Genomic DNA, 20,604 nt, shown 5'->3' with positions numbered 1-20,604 from the left:
TATTTGAATATCAGCACCATACACAATGGCGAACTTTTGGTAGTCACCACAGGTATGAAGCTACTCCTCCTTTTAATATGCCTGGCCGGCAACATAACGGCCCAAACAATCCTCGTTGCTGAACACGGAAAAGTAACTGTGAAACAACACAGCGATACGGCTGCTTTTCAGATAGGGTCCGTCTCAAAAACATTTACGGCCGTAGCCGTTTTACAATTGGAAGAAAAGGGAAAGATCCATCTCAATGATCCCCTTGTAAAATACTTCCCTTCCTTCCCCTACCCTGACATCACCATTTATCACCTGCTCACACATACTTCCGGGCTGCCCGATAAAGAAGAAATATTCCTGCCTTTATTGGAAAATCATCCGGATACCGTTTTCACTAACAATGATATCATTCCTGCATTGAAAAAGCCACTGGCATTTGCACCGGGTAGTGAATGGCGGTATAACAATATTGGTTTTGCATTATTAGCTTTGCTGGTAGAAAAGGTAAGCGGACAACCATTTGCAGTGCATATGCAACAGCATGTTTTCCGGCCTGCCGGCATGCACCATTCTTATTTACTGGGCGATAAAAACCCCGGCATGGTTACAGGCTATCTGCCACGTACACACTATTCCGACGAGTTACAACCCATAGACAGCAGTAAAAGATTACGTCCCTGGACGTATAATATGCGCAGGCTATCCGGCCCAACGAATGTAATAACGACCCCACAAGACTTACTAAATTATGATCTGCATAAACTGTTAAAACCGGCTACTATCCATAAAATGCTTTCTCCTGCACATCTTGCCAATGGTAATAAAATCGAAACGAAGGGGGAATTTGGTGAGGCTACTTATGGCCTGGGATGGTTTCTGCAAAATGATACCAATGTCATTATGCATTCGGGCAAAGAACCTGGATTCTTTTCCTTCTACTACCGGGATCTTGCTCATGACAAAACCATTATCATACTGGACAATACGGAGACTCCCAATTTTGGTAGCACCATCAGGCATTACTTAAATATACCTGAACCCGTGTATAAAAAATCGCTGTTCCTTCCTTATGTAAAAACATTGTTAGCCCAGGGGCCTGACGCCGCCATTACCTTCTTCAATCAATTTAAATCAGATACGACCTATTTTTCCAGCGAGCCTGAGCTGAATGAACTGGGGCTTGAATTACTGGATAATCATCATGTGCCGGAAGCGCTGGAAGCATTAAAGCTATGTACCATTCTCTATCCGGGTAGCTGGAATACCTATGATAGTTATGGGAAAGCGCTTTTGCGTAGCGGCCAGCAGGCAGCAGCCATTCTCATGTATAAAAAGTCAGTGGAAATGAACCCGCAGAATGAGCCTGCCAAAAAAATACTGGCTGCCCTCTCCATCCCTTAGGCAGTCACTGTTTTTACCCCTATCATGGAAACAAGTCAACACTTTTATCCTTATAAACCGTAAAAAACAAGTGGCATGGTTATGTCTCTCTATTGAGAAATAACATCCCCAATGGAATTCATAAATACCAAGCTGCACGGCATACTGGATTATTTATTCAGTATTCTGCTGGTGGTTGTTCCCCTGGTTCTATTCGGAACAGCCAACAAAGGCGGAGAAGTATGGGTACCGCTTACCCTGGGTGCAATCACCCTATTATACAGCCTGCTGACTGATTATGAGTTCGGCATTTATCGTAAGATAAAGATGAGTGCCCATCTGACATTGGATGTATTGGGGGGAATGATTTTAATGACCTCGCCGTGGGTGTTTGACTTCTGGGAAACCTCCTGGATACCATATGTGCTGGCGGGATTGCTTGAAATTGGTGTAGGGTCATATACCCAGGTACATTCCCTGTCACCAAAATACCAGATCACTGAAATTTAAAGTTATGAAAAGGATACTTTGGGTACTAGTTTTGAGCATCGGCATCAGTAGTTGCAGCTCTACCCATATAGAACAAAGCTGGCGGGACCCGGCAGTTACTGTAGATGTATCTCAGTTAAATAAAGTACTCGTAGTGGCCCTGCTAAAAGATGAAGCAAACAGGCGTGCTACCGAAGATGAATTGTCTGCCATGCTGCGAGGTAAAGGCGTCCCTTCCTACACTTACCTGACTAAAAATATCACCCAGGACAAGGAAGAGAGCATCAGGGCACAGGTGAAAGACCAGGGTTTTGATGGCGTGATCATCATGCGGCTGGCAGCAGTAGATAAAAATGTTCAATATGTACCGGGTACTTATCCCATTTACTACGGCCGCTTTTGGGGGTACTACTGGAATGCCTGGAATGCTTTTTATGATCCCGGCTATTACAGAACCACCCGTACTTACAGGGTAGAAACCAATGTCTATTCCCTGACCCGGGATAAGCTTATATGGAGTGGAATTACCGCTACCGTAGACCCTTCCGGCGTGAACAAACTGATGAAATCTTCTGCCAAAGCTGTATATAACGAAATGAAGAAACAAGGGTTTATTACAGGACTGTAAGAAATATTAATGTATTTTTACATTCGTTTTCAGATCCTATTTAAATCCCTATGCCAATAACAAAAGAGAACACCACGCCTCTCTCAGAAGAGGCTATTGTCAAAATCAAAGAATTCCGTTACGACTTCTGGAAGTTTTTCCTCGGTACTTTCATCATCGGAGTAGCGGGCATTATCACCACCTGTATTTACAAAGGCTATGAATTGAAAATTTCTTCCCGCCAAACGGAGAATGAATACCTGAACTCCTACATTACCCAGTACAATAACCTGTATACCTCTGACTCTCTCGGTAAATACGACAAGATCGCAGAGATGTTCGAAGTACTCTCTATCGCTACTACAGATGCTGATATGCAAAAGAGATGGGATTCACTGAGACGTTATTTCCAGGGAAAGATCCAGGTGATTACGGATTCTATCGGCAGGTACAAAGATTCCGTTGCTGTAGCATCTATTAAGGTAGACAGCTTTAAACAGGTGCAGCAGGACCTGGAAGTAAAAATCAATACCCTGGCCAAAGCAAAGTCAGTCGGGAATGCTGATAAGATAGAAAAACTACAGGTACAACAGGAACAATTGAAAGACAGTGTTTCGACCCGGCAGCTACAACTCAACAGGTTTGCAAACATCAAACTGAGTGCGGAAAAATATGCGATGGAACGTTTGATTCATCCGCCTACGTCTCTGCCTTCTCCTGAAAAGAATTATGAAATTGTGTATGACCTGGACAGGTATACTGCCCTGGGCAACACGAGTGAGATCATAGAAGGAATTGCTGTGAAAGTGAATAGTATTAATGAGCAGACGGGCGCTATTTCAGTGACGGTGGATAGAAACGATCATAATGCACAAACAATGGAACTGAAACCAGGAAGTAGTACCCCGATGTTGACATTTGGGGATGATGCCTTCCAGGTGAAAATCACGATGAAGAGCTGCGAGGCGCATATTATGCCGGGAAAGAAAGTAGCAAAGTACCAGGTGATTGTACAAAAGCTAAAAGCATAATCAACATAAATGCACCAATCTGTTGGTGCATTTATTCCTTCTCTTCTTCCAGTTTAAACTGCATAGCCTTATCCCCCATCTTATCCGCTTCTTCTTCCAGCGCTGCATCATCATTCACAGCCACCCCTGTTTTCATTTGCAACGTAGGTTGTACCCTACCCTGCTTTTGCTGTACCACATGCCACGCTTCGTGTGGCAAATGCCGTTCCTGACCCGGGGAGATATGAATATCGGTACCCTGTGCATAAGCATTGGCCTGCAACCCGGCTGGTTCGGAAGAATTGTAATGTACATTGACATCGTCCATAGAAATACCCGAAAGACCTTCTACACCCGACTTGAGGTTATCCGGCAGGCCGGTATTATTTGCTTTTAGCTGAAAAGGCTGCGCTGCTTCGCGTGCTATACCGCCAGCGCCCTGGCGATCATCGGTAACAGGGGGATTGTGATGCGTTATTTGAGGTTCGTATGCCATATGAATGAGAATCTACAGTAAAGTACTAAAAAATCCATTCCATATACGAGTATTTTTCACCTCGAAAATTTTGCCTAAATTAATCCAAAATAGCCTCCCCATGAAACACCTTCGATTCTCCGGAGCCGGCTGATCCATTCAGGCGCATCTGTTCATTGTAATTTCCATTCATTTTATTGTATAATCTATTGTTAATGAATTTGTGGCATTCTATATGCTGCCAATTCCCCAAATAGGAATTATGGAATCACATGCCGTTAGGATCATCGAAATACACGATGTCACGCACGATGTAAAATGCTTTAGACTGGAAAAGCCCACAGGATATACTTTCGTTCCCGGACAAGCTACTGAAATATCCCTTTCTGTTCCCGGCTGGGAAGAAGAACGCCGACCGTTCACGTTCACAGCACTAAACGAAGCGCCTTACCTGGAATTTACGATCAAGGGATATCCCGGTCACAATGGTGTTACGAAGCGCCTGCATGAGCTAAAGCCGGGAGATACAGTCAATATTCACGATGTATGGGGAGCTATCTCCTACAAGGGCCCGGGCTACTTTATTGCCGGTGGCGCAGGTATCACCCCTTTCATCGCCATCCTCCGGCAACTGTACAAGGACCAGAAAATAGCCGGTAATTATCTCTTTTTTTCGAACAAAACAGCTGCTGATATCATTTATGAATCAGAGCTCACCCGGATGCTCGGCAAAAACGTATGCTACACCCTCACACAGGAAAAGAAAGAGGGCTTTGACAGCAGGAAGATCGATGCCAGCTACCTTCGGGAGCAGATCAAAGATTTCAATCAACACTTTTATGTATGTGGCCCTGACCAGATGGTAAAAGACATCAGTGCCGCACTGGAAGAACTGGGCGCCAAAGCAGATGCCGTCGTATTTGAAAAATAATGACGCCCTTTCTGACCAACCTGTAGATAAACTACACATCCACTTACTCAATTTATTATTTTTATGACTGACACTTCAGCAACTGTAAAGTCTACCTCAATAGACGACCTTTCTGTGAATACGATTCGCTTTTTGTCTATCGATGCCGTACAAAAAGCCAACTCCGGCCATCCGGGCCTGCCATTGGGCGCCGCACCCATGGCGTATGTTTTATTCACCCGTTTGATGCGGTACAATTCCAGCGATCCGAAATGGTTTAACCGCGATCGGTTCATCTTATCTGCCGGACATGGTTCTGCGCTGTTATACAGTATGCTTCACCTCACCGGTTACGACCTTTCCCTGGAAGATCTGAAGCAATTCAGACAATTACATTCCAAAACACCGGGCCATCCCGAAAGCATGTTTACCCCAGGTGTGGAAGTGACCACAGGCCCATTGGGCCAGGGCCTGGGAAATGCCGTAGGCGTTGCCATGGCTGAAGCTCACCTGGCGGCTACATATAACCGGCCTGATCACCAGATCATAGACCACTATACTTACGTTTTAGCCAGTGATGGCGACATGATGGAAGGTGTTGCATCTGAAGCCTCCTCCCTGGCAGGCCACCTGAAACTGGGAAAACTCATATGCCTGTATGATGATAACAAGATATCACTGGATGGTCCTACCCACCTCGCCTTTACCGAAGATGTGCTGAAAAGGTATGAAGCGTATGACTGGCACGTACAACTTGTGGAAGACGGCAATGACCTGGATGCCATAGAAGCTGCCGTAAAGAAAGCACAGGCGGTCACAGACAAGCCTTCCATTATTGCCGTACGTACCATCATCGGTTACGGTAGCCCGCTTGCAGATTCCAATAAGGTACATGGTAGTGCCATGGGCGAAGAAAACGTGCGCAAAACAAAAGAATTTTATGGTGCAGACCCCGACAAACAATTCTATGTGCCTGCCGAAGTAAAAGAACATATGCTGCTCCGCACAAAAGAAGGAGCGAAACTGCAGCAGGAATGGAACAAACAATTCGAGGCCTATAAAGCTGCTTTCCCCGGCGAAGGAAAGGAACTGGAATTAAGTGCCCATGATGAATTGCCCGAAGGATGGCAAAACAGCCTTCCTGTGTTCACTGAGAAAGACGGGGCACTTGCTACCCGCCAGGCACACGGCAAGGCACTGTTGGCCTTAAAAAAGGTTATTCCTTACATTTTTGGCGGTAGTGCTGACCTTGCTTCTTCCAATGATATGCCGCTGGATACAAAACTGAGTTTCCAGCCTGATCATTACGAAGAACCCAACATCTGGTTTGGTGTGCGGGAACATGGAATGGGGTCTATCCTGAACGGGATGGCTGCACACAAAGGTGTTCGCGTATATGGCGGTACCTTCCTCACCTTCTCTGACTATATGAAAGGTGCTATTCGCCTGGCTTCGTTAACCAAGGCACCTGTCATCTACATTTTCACACACGATAGCGTGGGCCTGGGTGAAGATGGTCCTACTCACCAGCCAATCGAACAGGTGGCTGCGCTGCGCGTAGTGCCCAACCTGGTGACTATTCGCCCCGCCGATGCGAACGAAACGGTACAGGCATGGCGACTGGCGCTGGAAAGAAAAGAAGGTCCGGTGGCCCTGATCTTAAGCCGCCAGAAACTACCGGTATTGGATCCGTCAAAATTCCCATCTGCAGAAAATGTAAAGAAGGGAGCTTATGTATTGAAAGATGATGGAGAAGAATTAAAGTTGATCCTGATTGCTACCGGTTCTGAAGTATCGCTGGCACTGGCTGCGCAGGAACAACTCAGTAAAGATGGTATCTCCAGCAGGGTAGTGAGCATGCCTTCGTGGGAACTCTTTGAAGCGCAGGATGCTGCTTACAAAGAAAGTGTATTGCCTAAAAAATTAGTGAAAAGAATATCTGTCGAAGCCCTTACACCTTTTGGATGGGATAAATATGTGGGTCCTGAAGGAAAGGTGTTAGGCTTAAATCGCTTTGGCGAATCCGGACCGGGTGAAGAAGTGCTGAAAGCATTAGGATTCTCTGTAGAAAACGTAGTGGCCGAAGCAAAGAAACTGATCAGTTAATGGCAAGCATATGAAAAGGGAAGGCTCCCTATGGCCTTCCCTTAAATTATTTTATCAAATGAATACTTTCCCTTTATCCTTCTATTGAGAAAAGTACCTTTCGACTTCGCCGACTTCATTTGCCTATATACTTCTTCAGGCACATCAATATAATCATATACCGCTCCCGATAAAAAGTGAACCCGCAGCCGATGTGATGCCGGGTCATAAGTCATGTATGATATTACTGAAGAGGGCATGATTTTTTGGGTTAAAAGATTATGCCAAAACCAGTAAATTATGGAGCACACTAAAACCAGGAAAAAGACAAAAGATCTGTCTGCATCATACAACCGCTTCAAAACTTATGGCGGAAAACAGTACACCGGTGTACAAATAGGCAGAGGCCATCACTGGCACTACGACGAGGGCGACTGGAAAGAAACCAAGATCACCCCCGACTTGTGGGAAATATCCTACGCCGTTACCAAACGCCGCACCGGCCATGCCCCGGAAGGCTCAGGTGTACCTGTAGGCACCGGTTATCACTGGTACATTCTCGCGCACCAGAACGTGACCAAACTCAATGCAAACGACTATTCCACTTCCATGACCGGCCTGAAATTCAAAATGGCACATAAGCGGGCTGATAAAGGTAAATGGAATATCTCTGGTCCTACTCAAAGAAAACACCTCGTCAAATTCCTGAGAGAAATCATCGATCAGTTAGAAAAAGAACCTATCCCCATTGCATTTGAATACAATGGTGTTCAATACAAAGGTGAAGGTGTACCTATATCGCAAACCTGCGAAAAAGGCATTTGCTACGAAGTAGACATTACACTAAACGATGAAAGCCTCGGCATACTCCGATATGCAAAGAGCGGGTGGAAGATGGACCTGGTAGAAGATAAAAAACTGGTGAAAGCCATCGGGGATGTTGTGATGCAATACTTCGATGAACTATGAAACCAGGCAAGACTTATATAGGCACTTCAGGCTGGCACTATAAGCACTGGAAAAAACGGTTCTATCCTGATGAGGTAAAAGCGGCAGACTATCTCTCCTATTATGCACAGTATTTTGCTACAGCAGAAATCAATGCGAGTTTTTATAAACTGCCATTGGTCTCTACCGTACAGGATTGGGCAGCTACTGTCAATTCCCGTTTCAGGTTCTGCCCCAAAATCAGTCGCTACGTCACGCATACCAAAAAACTCAATGATCCTGAACAAACCCTCCCCCGCTTCTTTGATGTATTCGATACTGTCGTTAAAAAACTTGGTCCTGTATTATTGCAGCTACCTCCCAATTTACATTTTCATGAAGACAAAGTAAAGGCATTCTTTGATGCACTTGTTCAATACAAAGGCTACCAGTTTGCATTAGAACCACGTCATGAAAGCTGGATGGAACCTGGTGCTATCAGACTATTAAAAAAATACAAAATCGCCTTTGTCATTGCTCACTCCGGTAATCGTTTCCCCTACGGGGAATTTATCACGGCAAAAAATATTTATATCCGCTTTCATGGTCCCAGGGGCAATTATGCTTCCGGTTATTCAGCCGCCTTTCTGCAACAGTATGCAGACAAAATCGTACAATGGCAGCAGGCAGGTCATCACATATGGGTATTCTTCAATAATGATGGCAATGGCTATGCGATAAAAAACGCACTGACCCTTATAGATAAAATAAAAACGCCACTACCTTGAAAGGTAGCGGCGGTTCATTTTATCAACCAAAATCAAAAATTTCAATCAAATTATCGCTATCAACCAAAAGGATCTTCTTTCTAATTCTAGTACTTTTGATCTACATTTCTCTCATCCACACTAATCCCTTCACTCATCCATCGCGGCATAGGTGTCTTCTTCAAATAATGATCAAAGAACCCCTGCATACGAATCGTAAAATCTTTCTGTGCCGGCAGCTCTTCCAATGTATGATTACCGCCCTTATAATTCAGTAACCACGCCGGGCGCTGCAACCTGCGCATACTCAGGAACAGGTCCAACCCCTGTGAAAAAGGCACTGCCCCATCTTTATCATTATGGAAGATCATCAGTGGTGTATGGATCTTATCTGCATTAAAAATAGCAGAGTTGCTAATGTACCCTTCCTTATCTTCCCACAGGCTCTTACCCATCCTATACTGCTCTGATTCGAACTTAAACAGGCAGGGCGCACCATTCTGTCTCATCGCCGTATAGTTGTAAGTCATATTCACCACACCCGCACCAATATTCGCACACCTGAATACATCTGTCCGGGTCACGAGGTAAGATGCTTCATATCCACCAAAACTATGGCCCTGTAATCCTATCGCATCTTTATCAGCAATACCTTTTTCGATTAAATAATTCACACCACTCACCACGCAGTTATACACACTTTCACCCGGCTTACCAATCACATAATGCACATCCGGACGGAATACCAGGTACCCTCTGCTCACATAGGTAGTGATATTGATACTGCTGGTGCTATATTCAGGTACAATGTAATCATGCAGGTCCTGTGTATGTGTTTCATAGAAATCCACAATCATGGGGTACACCCTGGTAGAATCATATCCCTCTGGCAGGTATAGTAAACCTTCATCATCTTTACCGTCGAAAGTTTTCCACCTCACCACCTTTGCAGTGCCCCATTTGTAATCCTGCTGCTGTGGGTTGTAATCTGTCAGTTGTTTTGTTTTCTTAAAATCAGGATCGCCATACCACACATCCGGGTTGATCTGGTAGCTTTCTTTTGTAAAGAGGCAGGAACGTCCATCGCCTGATATAGAGCTTACCTTCACCGAATAGTCAGGGTTGTCAACTACCTTCTCTACCTTCCCCAGTGACTGCAATTTGTACAATCCATGTGTTTTGGTTTCTTCATTAAAGCTACGCAGCAACAAAGGCTTGCTCAGATCCATTCGCTCCATGTATTCCACACCATTCAGGCGCAGCACCACCTTGTGCTGACGGCCATACTGACCAGTCAGTGAATACGGTTTGCGCTCACCACTCAGGTCTACCGCCCACATATCATACCTGTCATAAAATACCGCCGTGTTTCCACCGTCAAGGTATCCTGCCAGTCCATAAGCCGGATTGCGACCCGGCTGATCCCAGTCTTCCTCATTCACAGGGAAACCAATCTGGCCAGAGATATTCACAAATTGACCTGTACCCAGATCGATCCGTTCCCAGATCTTTTTCTGTGTATCATAATAAACCGCAAACCGGCCATTTGGGCTCCAGGTGGGCGTTTCGTAACTATCTTTTGCAATCAGCTTTCTTTCGCCGGTATGTACATTCACCAGGTATATATCCACATTGCTGTTATAGCGATAGTCGACATCTACCTTGTAAGGCGCCGGATCCAATGCAATGACATAATCAAAAGTTTCGCTGGATGGCGTTACCAGCTGACCCGACATTTCAGGCGCTACTTCTACTACCGTCCTGGTATCTATATTGTAGATGAACTTAGCCTGGTTCATCATGTTCTTATCATACACTCCTCTGCGTTGCAGGCGCTGTGTCACAGGTTCGTTCCACGTCCACAGTTCCAGCTGAAAACCGGTATTCTCAGCTTGCTTACGCATCGCTGGTTGTTCCGTACGCATTACGTCCAGCACAAACTGTTTGGTGGCAGGACTGATGCTCAATGCCTGTTCAGCTACTTTGTAACCTGCAGGTGCTTTGATATCCCTGTAGTCTAACAGGAAAGTAGTCTTGCCTGTCTTTATAGAAAAATAGTACAGCTTTTTATCAGATAAGATAGTGCCTGCACCCTGGTCCCTGTTAAAAGAAAAATCATCAATCGCACCTTCAAACAGCACATTATGTTTTCCTTTTAAAGGCCCTGCCAGCAACTGGTTGCCTTTGATGTAAACAACACCGCCATCATAGAAATTACACCTGTTTACATCTTTCAGCACAGTACTGTCGCCAGTATTGATATCTACCACTACCTGCCTGCCGGGTGCACTGTAACTCAGTGTTGTACCCTGGTCATTGCCAATGAAATAACTACTCCTGGTCCAGTATTCTTCATGTCCGTCTTTCAGGCGTCTCAGTACCATGGAATCATTCCGGGTGAACTTCATCCATTTCCCTCTGCCTATAAATTCCGGGCTGCTGATACCATTGAAGATGGTCGCTTTACCTGTGGTGGTATTCACCAGGTACTGTAAGCGTTGCTCATCTCCACTATAGTGATACAACATCCACTGTCCGTCGTAGGACAATGAAGGCGTACCGGTTCTTCTCCATTCCTTATACGCTGATGTATCTATTTCCTTTTTTTGAGCAACCACTACCTGTGAACCCAGTAGTGCTGCCAGCAATAAATTCCGTTTCATCAGTTCTCATTTTTTAACAGGTCAATTACGTAGCTCAGCTCATCCACCAGTTTGCTCGCACTACCACCGTAACCTTCAGCAGTCCAGCGGATCACGCCATTCTTCAACACCACCTTGCGTGGAATACCAGATGATTTAAACACAGGTGCCATAGACCTGAATACCTGGTCCTGTGCACCCTTGTCCGTAATTTCATCCAGCAATACATTGAAGCGGTAACCTGATTTGCTAATATAGCTCCTGATTTCCTCTTTATAGTTTTTATTGGCCGCTTGCGTGGCAATGAAATAAAATGCGACCTTGTTATCTTTCGCATATTTATCTACCGCCATCTGCATACCCGGGAAAGCTGATTTACAAGGTGTACACCAGGTAGCCCAGAAGTCGATCACAACGATTTTATCTTTAAAATCTGAAGCACTGTTCACCGTCTTACCAGCTAAATCCTTCAGTTTAAAGGGAGTGTATTTTTCATTGATCAGGCCTGCTTTAATCACCGCCCTGAATTTCTCTACATCAGCAGCAGGTTTCAGACTTTCCATATAAGCGTCGAAACCATCTTCCTTTCCATTCTTTGCAATGTACTCCTGCTTCAGTTTTTCGATCATACCCGGAGTAGCTGCATTGTTACGTACACCTGTTTCCAGTACCGCAGCTGCCTGTGCAGCATTGCCGGTATGTTCCAGGATGTCGATATGTGCATCATTCAGTTTTGCATTGGTGTAGATGAACCCGGGAGAGATCATACGCAGGTAAGGCAATGCCTCTGCATAACGGCCCATTTTGTCCAGCAGACGTGCATGTACAGCCAGTTTTTTATCCAGCTGGCTTATAGCAAATTCATCTGCCTGATTTGGTGTAAAGCGCAGGTTCTCATTGTAGGAACCATCATGCACCTTCGCAATGCATTCAGTAATGACCGCTTTGCCCAAAGGATATACACTATCCGGCGGCATGCTGTTCGTCATAAAATGGCGCTCTACATTCCAGCGGTATATTTCTACCAGGGAGGCAAAGTCCATTTGAGGCAGCAATGCAATCAGTTTGTCGAATTGTCTTGTTGCCACATAGCCCACTGCCAGTTCCCGGTAGATACCGAAGTACATAAACTGCTGGTCAGCGCCGGAATCTTTCCGCATATCAGCCACGGGGAAGTCCTGCAGGAATTTTTCCATTTTACCCAGCTTAGCATCGTTCTGCTCACTGGTATAAGCAGCTGTATACGCCATGAGACGTGCTGTACGGCCATGCGGATATTTATCTAATAATACTGCTTTTACAGAATCACCCTTATGGGTATCTTTCAGATCAAACTGGTAAACGCTGAAGATCTGTGAATAATTGGATTCATCGATGTTGGGTAATCCCGCCAGGCGAACCAGGTTCCTTTCCACTTTTTCATTGTATTCATCGCCCAGGCTCATTTTCAGCATCGCCAGGTAATCACCGAAGTAACGTGGCATATACTGCGGGTAGTTTTTCATTTCTTTACGTACCCACATTTCCAGCGCTTCATCGCTGATATTGAATTTTTCGAAGTATCCCTGCGGCGCTCTGCCAAAGGCAGGTTTACGGAATAAACCCCATGCCAGTGCACCACCAGGCAGTGCTACACCCTGTTTATTGATCGTGGTTTCTACAAAGCCATGATCATTGTTGTTATCATAAGCAGCGATCTGGCCATCCTGTTCTACATAAAACTTAAATGCTATCAACGCACAGTTTTCAGGCACATAATATTTTGCATCATAAGCGCCATTACGCAATTGCAGGTTCACATCATCAAGTCCCCATTTGTAATTGCGGAAGGTGTATACCATACCGCGGATATGATCCTTTCCTGCCAGCGGGCCACCAGCGGGATTGTAATGAATGGTCAACGTATCGCCTGCTACCGGCACACCACTTTTTTGTAACCTGCTGCTATCTGTCTGACCAAAGCCAATTATTGGCACTGCCAGCATCATAGCCAGCGCACTGATCCATGTATACTTCATTGTTGGGTTGTTTGCAAGGTGTGGGGGAGAGAGCTGTGACTCCCTCCCGGCAACACCTTATTATGGTTGGTTTTTGTTACTCTGGATTTTGCTGTATTTCCGGATTTAAGAGAATGTATTTATTGGCAATCGGGAAAACATAACGATTGCTGTTTGGCAATAAGGTAGTGGTAACACCTTTGAAAGTACGGGATACAGTTACCTCATAAGCGACATCCTTGTTCAGGCGTTTCTGATCAAACCATCTCAGACCGGTGCCGAAGAATTCTCTTCTTCTTTCTGCGATCACGAGTTGCATGGCTTCTGCACCGGTAGCGGCATTCAGCGCTACGTAATCAGCAGCAGCAAAACGTTTTTCACGGATGGCGTTGAGCATGCTTACAGCAGTTGTTGCATCGTTGGCGCGGGCAGCAGCTTCGGCCACGATCAGCATCATTTCAGGTACGTTTGGCCCCTGGTACATTTTGCTATACTCGCGGGTATAAGTATATCTCCAATAACCGTAGCCAGTGAAGGAAGGATAGAAATTGCTACCTGGTCTTACAAAGAGTTTGTAACGCAGGTCACTCGTACCCAGCAGTGTAAGCAGTGCTGTATCCAGCTGAATGCCCTGGTAATATCCATTGCTCACTTTGGAGAAAATTACTTCAGGATCTTTCAGGCGCTGTGGAAAACTGGCAGTACTGGTCTGGTAATTACGCAGGTCCAGCAGGCCATTTTGCAGTGCCAGTGCCTTTTCTGCATAGCTGCGTGCTTTGTCGAACTGTCTTACACTGAGGTATACCCTTGCCAGTACTGCATAAGCACCAGCTTTGGATGGACGGGTATTGTAATCAGGCAGATCAGGCAATGCATCTACTGCTGCCAGCAGATCGTTCAGGATCAGGTCATAGGCCGCCTGTACAGATCCTCTCTTCAGACTTGCAAACAGGTCTGTGCTTACCACCATGGGTACACCCAGGTCGGAACCAGCAGTGGTGCTGTCATATTGTTTAGCATAAGTATTTACCAGTACCCAGTAGGTAAATGCGCGATGTACCAGTGCTTCGGCGTAGATCTGTTTTTTATCGGCATCTGTACCTTTCTCACTGGTCAGTACCCCTTCCAGTGTCAGGTTAGCATCGTAAATGGTTTTGAACATCTTGTCCCAGTCAGCATCACTCTGTGTATCAGCCCAGTATTGAGATGTCCACTGGTAGGCATTGTAATAGATATCCGTCATCTGTACCTGCTTATTGGCATCCAGCACACGGGTATCGTCGCAGGAATAAATCTGGTAACCGAACACGCTTTCCATTTCGCTGGTATTGTCCATCAGTGCTCTATAGTCGCTGGTATAGGTCAGGGTACGGTTACCTATCTGATCGATCTCCACGTATTTGCGGCAACCTGTTGCTAACACAGCCACCGTTATATAGAAAATTACTTTTTTCATTAGAATGATGCATTAATGTTAAACAAATAGCTGGTCACCGGCGGCGCACTGTAATAACTTGAATTGGCGTTCAGGTATTGCGGATCATACTTTTCTTTGTTCGCTGCCCAGATCATACCCAGGTTGCGCACATTGCCACTGATGGCCAGGCTCTTGATCACCTTCTTAGGCAGCAGGCGATCCGGGAAATGATACCCCAGAGAGATCTGCTGCAGGCGGATATTGTCTGCACTCCGCACCAGTTTATCTGAGTATTGATAACGGTTAAAGCTATTGTAGTTCAGGTTGTCCAGACCAGGTACGATGGTGTGTGCTTCATCGCCTGCAGTACGCCATCTGTCAGCAAAGTCTTTCTGACGGCCCAATACGCCATAGAAGGAAGCATACTGCGGATAACCACTTACTGAAGGTTTGATGAACTTACCACCCATGTAATAAGTGATCTGTACCTGCAGATCAAAATTCTTATACCGGAAGTTGTTCATGAAACCGCCGAAATAAGGCGCTGACTTTACGCCTACATATTTCAGGTCTGCCATACTGAAAGTAGTAGGCAGGGCTTCTGTGCTCTTAATGATTTTGTTGTCCTTATCGTAGATCTGTGTCTGACCGGTTTCGTCCAGACCAGCAGAACGGTATACGAACATGCCTCCAATGGGATAATCGTTGATCACGGCAGAACCACCCAGGAGCGAATAGTAAGGGAGGTTATTATAACGGCTGTCATGCACCTTATTATTGCTGTATGCAAAGTTGAAAGTAGAGCTAAAGGTCAGATCTTTATTTTCCAGCCATGTAGCAGTCAGCCCCAGTTCTATACCATGGCTTTCCAGTTTGCCGGAGTTATACCACAGGTAAGACCAGCCATAGGTACTATTGTAAGGTTGGTTTACTAAGATACCATTGCTCCACTTATGATATACATCAATGTTGGCAGTGAGGCGATTATTAAATACCCCAATATCCAGACCACCATTCAGGGTACGGGTAGTTTCCCATTGCAGCTGCTGGTTTGCCGGATTAGAGATCGTACCATAAGGTAATTGTGTATTAGGATCTGTATTGCCCAGATTAACGATCGCCTTGTTGTAACCAGCTAAAGGAACAGAACCGCCGGTACCGATCGTTGCTCTTATATTCAGGTTGCTCAACCATGAATAGGGTTGCAGGAAAGATTCCTGCTGAACATTCCACTTGGCACCTACAGACCAGAATGGTTTTGCACGCTTGCTGCGGTCTAAACCCAGCAGGGTGTAATCGTCAAACCGCACACTACCTGATACATCGTACTTTGATTTGTAGTTATAAGAGAAATTACCAAAATAAGACAGGTAACGGTTTCTTTGTTCTGTGATCGAACTCAGGTTATTACCTATCTGCTGGGTATAACCATACATGGTCATATTGTAGACAGTAGGGTTGATGGCACCAAAAGTATTTGCATCCTGGTCATAACCATAGCGGGTAGCGTTGTCACCCTTGGTATAAGCCTGACGGATTTCAGTACCAGCCAGTGCATTGATATGATGATTGGTACGGATCGCTTTATTAAAATTCAGTTGTCCACGCAATGCGTACTCACTGTTTAAAGAATTTGCCAGGTAATAGTAACCACCATATGGAATACTATATACTGGTCTGTGTGTGGTAGCAGAAATAGTAGTGTAGGTATTCATAAACATACGGCCTACATAACTATCTATTGTATTGATGGTGGTAATTGTGCTGTTATAACGCTGGTACTGACCAGATACATCTGCATTCAGCCAGGGTGTTATTTTCACATTGATACCTGAAGAAAAACGGGCAGTGGTAGTCGAAGTTTTGGTATTACTATAATTCAGCTCCTGAATAGCATTATAGGTAAAGGGAAGATAACCAAGGTTCGTCAGACTGTCTGCAAACTCCGGGCGGAAAACAATACTACGTTTGATCAGGCTGCCGTCGCTATTTACCAGCATATCATACGGACGCAGGGAAGTGGTAGTAGCACCCAGTGCATCCATAGCAGCCAGGTTCGTAGTCAGGTTGTTTATCTGGTACTGGAAACCGGTATGGATAGTCACCCTGCTGTTCCACAGCTTGTTCGTTAAATTAGTCGTCAGGTTGGTATTATTGCCACCATTGCTTTTGTAAATGGGATTATCCCTGTTATGGTTAGCAGCAACGTAGTAAGCCGTTACATCATTGCCACCGGAAACAGATAAGTTATATTGTTGGGAAATAGCTTCGCGCAGCAGGTATTTCCTGATCTGGCCTTCGTTATTACGTTTGGATATTTCGTCGATAGCAGCATTTGCTTCAGCCGCCGTCACTTCCCCACGCTGTGCCTTGAAGAGCCACTCCTGCACTTCACTTGGGTTGGTGGTATACAAAGGATTGTAATAAGGGTTCTGCTTACTGTCGGTGATGAAGCCTTTATTCACCAGGTCCTTTTCCAGGTCTACATAATCCGCTGTGCTCATCCAGTGCAGTTTGGAAAACTTAGGCGCAGATGCCAGCCCAACAGTAGAAGATAAGTTAAGGGTAGGCATTCCTTTTTTACCATGTTTGGTAGTGATTACAATCACACCATTTGCACCTTTAGCGCCCCATACGGAGGTAGCTACCGCATCTTTCAGAAATGTGATCTGGTCAATATCTGCAGGGTTGATGGTAGACATAATCGCATTGTTGGACATGATAGAAGCACCTCTCGTAGTGAGCTGCTGTCTATTTCCGATGGCGATCATGGGGAAACCATCTATTACGATCAGCGGTTCTGAAGTAGTAGAATAGGTATTGGTACTTCTGATCTGTACCGTACCTGCGTTTGGATCTACTTTTACACCTGCTACTTTACCTTCCAGTCGCTGCAGAATGTCAACTGAAGGTGTATTTTCCAGTTCCTTTGCAGTGATCACACCATAGGAACCTGTTGCTCTTTCTTTGGAGATGGTCTGATAACCTGTAGACACACTCACGGTTACTTCATCTACATTTATCACCTGTCTTTTCAATGCAATATCCAGTTTGGTGCTGTTGGTGATTTTTATCTCCTGTGGCTCAAACCCCACGAAAGTAATCACCAGCACATCCCCTACATTTGCATTCAGGTCGAAATATCCTTTAGAATTCGTGATTACCGAAACAGGTCCATTTTTCACCTTCACAGTCGCACCCTCCAGCGGATACCCTCCTGCTTCATGCACAATACCTTCTACAGGTACAGTACTGAGCACTTCGGGCACACCCGGCAGCGTTACCTTCTTACTTACAAAGATGGTCTGCTCACGAATCAGGTATTGCAGGGATTGATTTTTGAAGATCAGCTCCAGGAACTGGTTCAGCGGCATATTAGTGGCTGACACTGATACCGGTGCGGCTTCAGACAATAATTCACGATCGCAGAATACCAGGTACCCTGTCTGTGTACGAATAGTAGAAAATGTTTTTTCCAGCGGAATATTATTCCCGGACATTGTCACTGATTGAGACCGGCCATTTGCATATACCCCCATGAATGCAATGGTCATTAATACGATGGTTAGCTTCATAACTAACATGATTTTGGCTGACAACCGGCTTCTATAAGGCCGGTAAAAAGGCATGACACGGTCGGCCCGGTCACAAAAAGCAATTTTTTGCATACCTTGCATTTGGTTTGGTTGATTGAAAAATTCAGTTGTCCCTAAATGATTGTCTATTCAGTACATCCAGACCCTGACCGCTCAGAATCCTACCTCTGGGCGGTTTTTAGTTTTAGACGAACTTATATTGAAAAACAATTCACATGATTGTGGTGTTTACGGTAACACGATCAGCCGCTTACCTTCAATTCTAAAATGTACCCCTGACAGTTTTAATCCTTCCAGTACCTGCGCCAGGCTCAGATTACGGCCTATTTCGCCATAGAACCTGGTAGGCGGAATTCCCTGTTCATATACCACTTCGATATCATACCATCTTGCCAGCTGACGCATGACCGCTTCTACCCCTAAATCGTCAAAGTTGAAGACCCCATCTTTCCAGGCTGTTACCTGTGCTGTGTTTATATGACTGTTCACGGTGATACCATCGTCTACCTGTGCCTGTTGGCCCGGTTGCAATACAACCGCTGTAGCACCTTTGTTTACCCGGATGCTACCCTGTATCAGGGTAGCTTTGATTTGGCTTTCATCGGTATAGGAATTGATATTGAACTGTGTGCCCAATACCTGTATTTTCATTTGATTGGCTACTTCTACTACAAAAGGATGTCCGGCATCTTTTGCTACATCGAAGAAGGCTTCACCATTAATGGCGACGATTCTCTCCCTGCCTGTAAAGGCAGTAGGATATTTGAGGGAACTACCTGCATTGAGCCATACGGTGGTACCATCCGGCAATACCAGTTTGAACTGTCTGGCATTCGGCGTATGGATCATATTGTAGCTTACGGCGGCAGCTTTGTCTGCATTGTAACTCAGGCTACCATTATTTAGTGTTACCGTGGTTCCATTCTGGTTGGCTATCACCCCATTGCCGGTGCTGTCCAGGGCAATGACCTGGCCGTTGGCAAGGGTGAGCACTGCCCCGTTTTTGCCGGGCTGTACATCATTCACTTTTGCAGCTACCGGCGGCTGTAACGGCCGGTTGTGTGTTTTTAAAGCCCACCAGCCTGCGGCGCCCAGTACAACGATGGCTGCGGCAGCTGCGGCACGGCGCAGGAATGGCATTTTCCTGACTACGGTTGGTTTATGTTGTAAGCGCTCCTCCATTGCAGACAGGAACGCCGGCGACGCTGGCACATAATCCACTTCTCCTGCCTGTTGCAGAATACGATGGAACGGATCTGCTTCCACCTCAGCATACCAGCTAAAAAAAGCCAGCTCCTCCGCTTCAGTCAGGGTACCGCTCCTGTATTTATGTATCAAATGGATGATTTCTTCGTCGCTCATATACTAGAGACGAACTCGTAAAAGATTCGTATACGCTGTTTTGAAAAAAATTTTCTAATTGCCCTTGGACCAGAGGATGAGGAGGAAGGTAAACACGCCACCATGCTCATTCAGGAGCTTTTTGAGGGTATGAAAGGCGGCGTAAAAATGTTTTTTGACGGTGACTACGGCCATCCCACATTTGTCAGCAATTTCTTCAAAACTGAGTCCTTCCTGCGTTCGGAGCAGGAAAATTTCCCTTTTCTGAGGGTCCAGGGTATCAATGGCCCGGGTGGCAATGTCGTGGTATTCTTTATAAACCAGCTGCTGGTCACCACCGGTGGCCGCACTGTCCTGATGGTGAAAAATGGCGTCGATGGCTTTCAGGTGCACCTTTTTGCGCCGGAGGTGGTCGAAGAGGAGGTTTTTGGCTACCCGGAAGGCGTAGTCTTCAAATGACCGGACCAGCAACAACTTCTCTTTTGTTTTCCAGATACGGAGAAAAGTCTCCTGCAGGATCTCTGCTGTCTCATCCCCGTTCTGGGTAATGAAGGTAATGGCCACCTGCAGACGGGGGTAATGATGGGTATATAAATAACCATATGCCAGCTGATTACCGTCTGCCGCTTCCCGTACCCATGTTGTGAATTGATCCGTCAAATGAAAAATACAGAATTATTGTGCAAGATACATCGAAAAGGGTGAAGTCATAGGGGTAAATCATACATAAATTGCTGGTAACCCATAGATAACCCGTATCTCTATAGATACGGGATATATACGGGTTATATACGGCTTATATACGGGATATATACGGGTTACCTCTTTTTTTTGCCTAAGCTTGGTCTAGTCCTAATATAGGTTTACACTATGGTTAATTAATCCTGTTTGAAGTTTACAACCTTGTTTTATAATCCTGATTCCGGTAGACAGCGTTTATCCAGGGGCCTGTAATTGATTTACAGGCGAC

At 45.4% G+C, this 20,604-nt stretch carries 16 protein-coding genes; 8 read left to right on the top strand and 8 right to left on the bottom strand.

Annotated features, from left to right (window positions below):
• The first annotated feature begins 54 nt into the window (after positions 1 to 54).
• From ABDW16_RS27525 to ABDW16_RS27510, 4 genes are all read left to right on the top strand, one after another.
• Positions 55 to 1,392: a serine hydrolase domain-containing protein gene (locus ABDW16_RS27525; protein ID WP_343674287.1), complete on the top strand. Its 1,338-nt coding sequence runs from the start codon at positions 55 to 57 to the stop codon at positions 1,390 to 1,392.
• Positions 1,393 to 1,503: 111 nt separating this feature from the next.
• Positions 1,504 to 1,881: a hypothetical protein gene (locus ABDW16_RS27520; RefSeq protein WP_343674286.1), complete on the top strand. Its 378-nt coding sequence runs from the start codon at positions 1,504 to 1,506 to the stop codon at positions 1,879 to 1,881.
• A 4-nt stretch (positions 1,882 to 1,885) separates the two neighbouring features.
• A complete protein-coding gene (locus tag ABDW16_RS27515) occupies positions 1,886 to 2,488 on the top strand; it encodes a hypothetical protein (protein WP_343674284.1) in 603 nt (200 codons plus the stop codon).
• Positions 2,489 to 2,538: 50 nt separating this feature from the next.
• Complete coding sequence (locus tag ABDW16_RS27510; RefSeq protein ID WP_343674282.1) at positions 2,539 to 3,498, top strand: hypothetical protein; 960 nt, start codon at positions 2,539 to 2,541, stop codon at positions 3,496 to 3,498.
• 31 nt (positions 3,499 to 3,529) lie between these two features.
• On the opposite strand, the gene ABDW16_RS27505 is transcribed toward ABDW16_RS27510, so the two are convergent.
• On the bottom strand, positions 3,530 to 3,973 hold the full coding sequence (locus ABDW16_RS27505) for a DUF4157 domain-containing protein (RefSeq protein ID WP_343674281.1): 444 nt from the start codon (positions 3,971 to 3,973) through the stop codon (positions 3,530 to 3,532).
• Positions 3,974 to 4,214: 241 nt separating this feature from the next.
• On the opposite strand from ABDW16_RS27505, the gene ABDW16_RS27500 reads away from it, so the two are divergent.
• Positions 4,215 to 4,883: an FAD-binding oxidoreductase gene (locus tag ABDW16_RS27500; RefSeq protein ID WP_343674279.1), complete on the top strand. Its 669-nt coding sequence runs from the start codon at positions 4,215 to 4,217 to the stop codon at positions 4,881 to 4,883.
• 63 nt (positions 4,884 to 4,946) lie between these two features.
• Positions 4,947 to 6,968: a transketolase gene (gene tkt / locus ABDW16_RS27495; protein ID WP_343674278.1), complete on the top strand. Its 2,022-nt coding sequence runs from the start codon at positions 4,947 to 4,949 to the stop codon at positions 6,966 to 6,968.
• A 41-nt stretch (positions 6,969 to 7,009) separates the two neighbouring features.
• Here the strand turns inward: tkt and ABDW16_RS27490 are convergent, their stop codons facing one another.
• Positions 7,010 to 7,207 (bottom strand): KTSC domain-containing protein, encoded by a 198-nt coding sequence (locus ABDW16_RS27490; RefSeq protein WP_343674277.1) that lies wholly within the window; start codon positions 7,205 to 7,207, stop codon positions 7,010 to 7,012.
• A gap of 40 nt (positions 7,208 to 7,247) precedes the next feature.
• Here ABDW16_RS27490 and ABDW16_RS27485 point away from each other — a divergent pair, with 40 nt between their 5' ends.
• Together ABDW16_RS27485 and ABDW16_RS27480 are read left to right on the top strand one after the other, a co-directional pair.
• The gene (locus ABDW16_RS27485) at positions 7,248 to 7,916 is read left to right on the top strand and encodes a hypothetical protein (RefSeq protein WP_343674274.1); all 669 of its coding nucleotides are present in this window, start codon (positions 7,248 to 7,250) and stop codon (positions 7,914 to 7,916) included.
• Entirely contained in the window at positions 7,913 to 8,662 is a 750-nt protein-coding gene (locus ABDW16_RS27480) for a DUF72 domain-containing protein (RefSeq protein WP_343674272.1), read from the top strand. The genes ABDW16_RS27485 and ABDW16_RS27480 overlap by 4 nt, the downstream gene beginning before the upstream one ends.
• An 86-nt stretch (positions 8,663 to 8,748) precedes the next feature.
• Here ABDW16_RS27480 and ABDW16_RS27475 read toward each other — a convergent pair whose 3' ends face one another.
• From ABDW16_RS27475 to ABDW16_RS27450, 6 genes are all read right to left on the bottom strand, one after another.
• Positions 8,749 to 11,304, bottom strand: coding sequence for a prolyl oligopeptidase family serine peptidase (locus ABDW16_RS27475; protein WP_343674270.1), 2,556 nt, complete (start codon positions 11,302 to 11,304; stop codon positions 8,749 to 8,751).
• Complete coding sequence (locus ABDW16_RS27470; protein WP_343674268.1) at positions 11,304 to 13,301, bottom strand: TlpA disulfide reductase family protein; 1,998 nt, start codon at positions 13,299 to 13,301, stop codon at positions 11,304 to 11,306. The genes ABDW16_RS27475 and ABDW16_RS27470 overlap by 1 nt, the downstream gene beginning before the upstream one ends.
• Before the next feature lie 76 nt (positions 13,302 to 13,377).
• Positions 13,378 to 14,736 carry a RagB/SusD family nutrient uptake outer membrane protein gene (locus ABDW16_RS27465; RefSeq protein ID WP_343674266.1) on the bottom strand — a complete coding sequence of 453 codons (1,359 nt, stop codon included), beginning with the start codon at positions 14,734 to 14,736 and terminating at the stop codon, positions 13,378 to 13,380.
• Positions 14,736 to 18,272: a SusC/RagA family TonB-linked outer membrane protein gene (locus ABDW16_RS27460; protein WP_343674264.1), complete on the bottom strand. Its 3,537-nt coding sequence runs from the start codon at positions 18,270 to 18,272 to the stop codon at positions 14,736 to 14,738. Before ABDW16_RS27460 ends, ABDW16_RS27465 begins: the two co-directional genes overlap by 1 nt.
• A 249-nt stretch (positions 18,273 to 18,521) precedes the next feature.
• Positions 18,522 to 19,655, bottom strand: coding sequence for a FecR domain-containing protein (locus ABDW16_RS27455; protein ID WP_343674262.1), 1,134 nt, complete (start codon positions 19,653 to 19,655; stop codon positions 18,522 to 18,524).
• A 54-nt stretch (positions 19,656 to 19,709) separates the two neighbouring features.
• Positions 19,710 to 20,294 carry an RNA polymerase sigma factor gene (locus ABDW16_RS27450; protein WP_343674260.1) on the bottom strand — a complete coding sequence of 195 codons (585 nt, stop codon included), beginning with the start codon at positions 20,292 to 20,294 and terminating at the stop codon, positions 19,710 to 19,712.
• Between the last annotated feature and the right edge of the window lie 310 nt (positions 20,295 to 20,604).

Source organism: Chitinophaga sp., from assembly GCF_039596135.1.
Classification (GTDB): domain Bacteria; phylum Bacteroidota; class Bacteroidia; order Chitinophagales; family Chitinophagaceae; genus Chitinophaga.
This window is presented reverse-complemented; position numbering and strand designations above follow the sequence as displayed.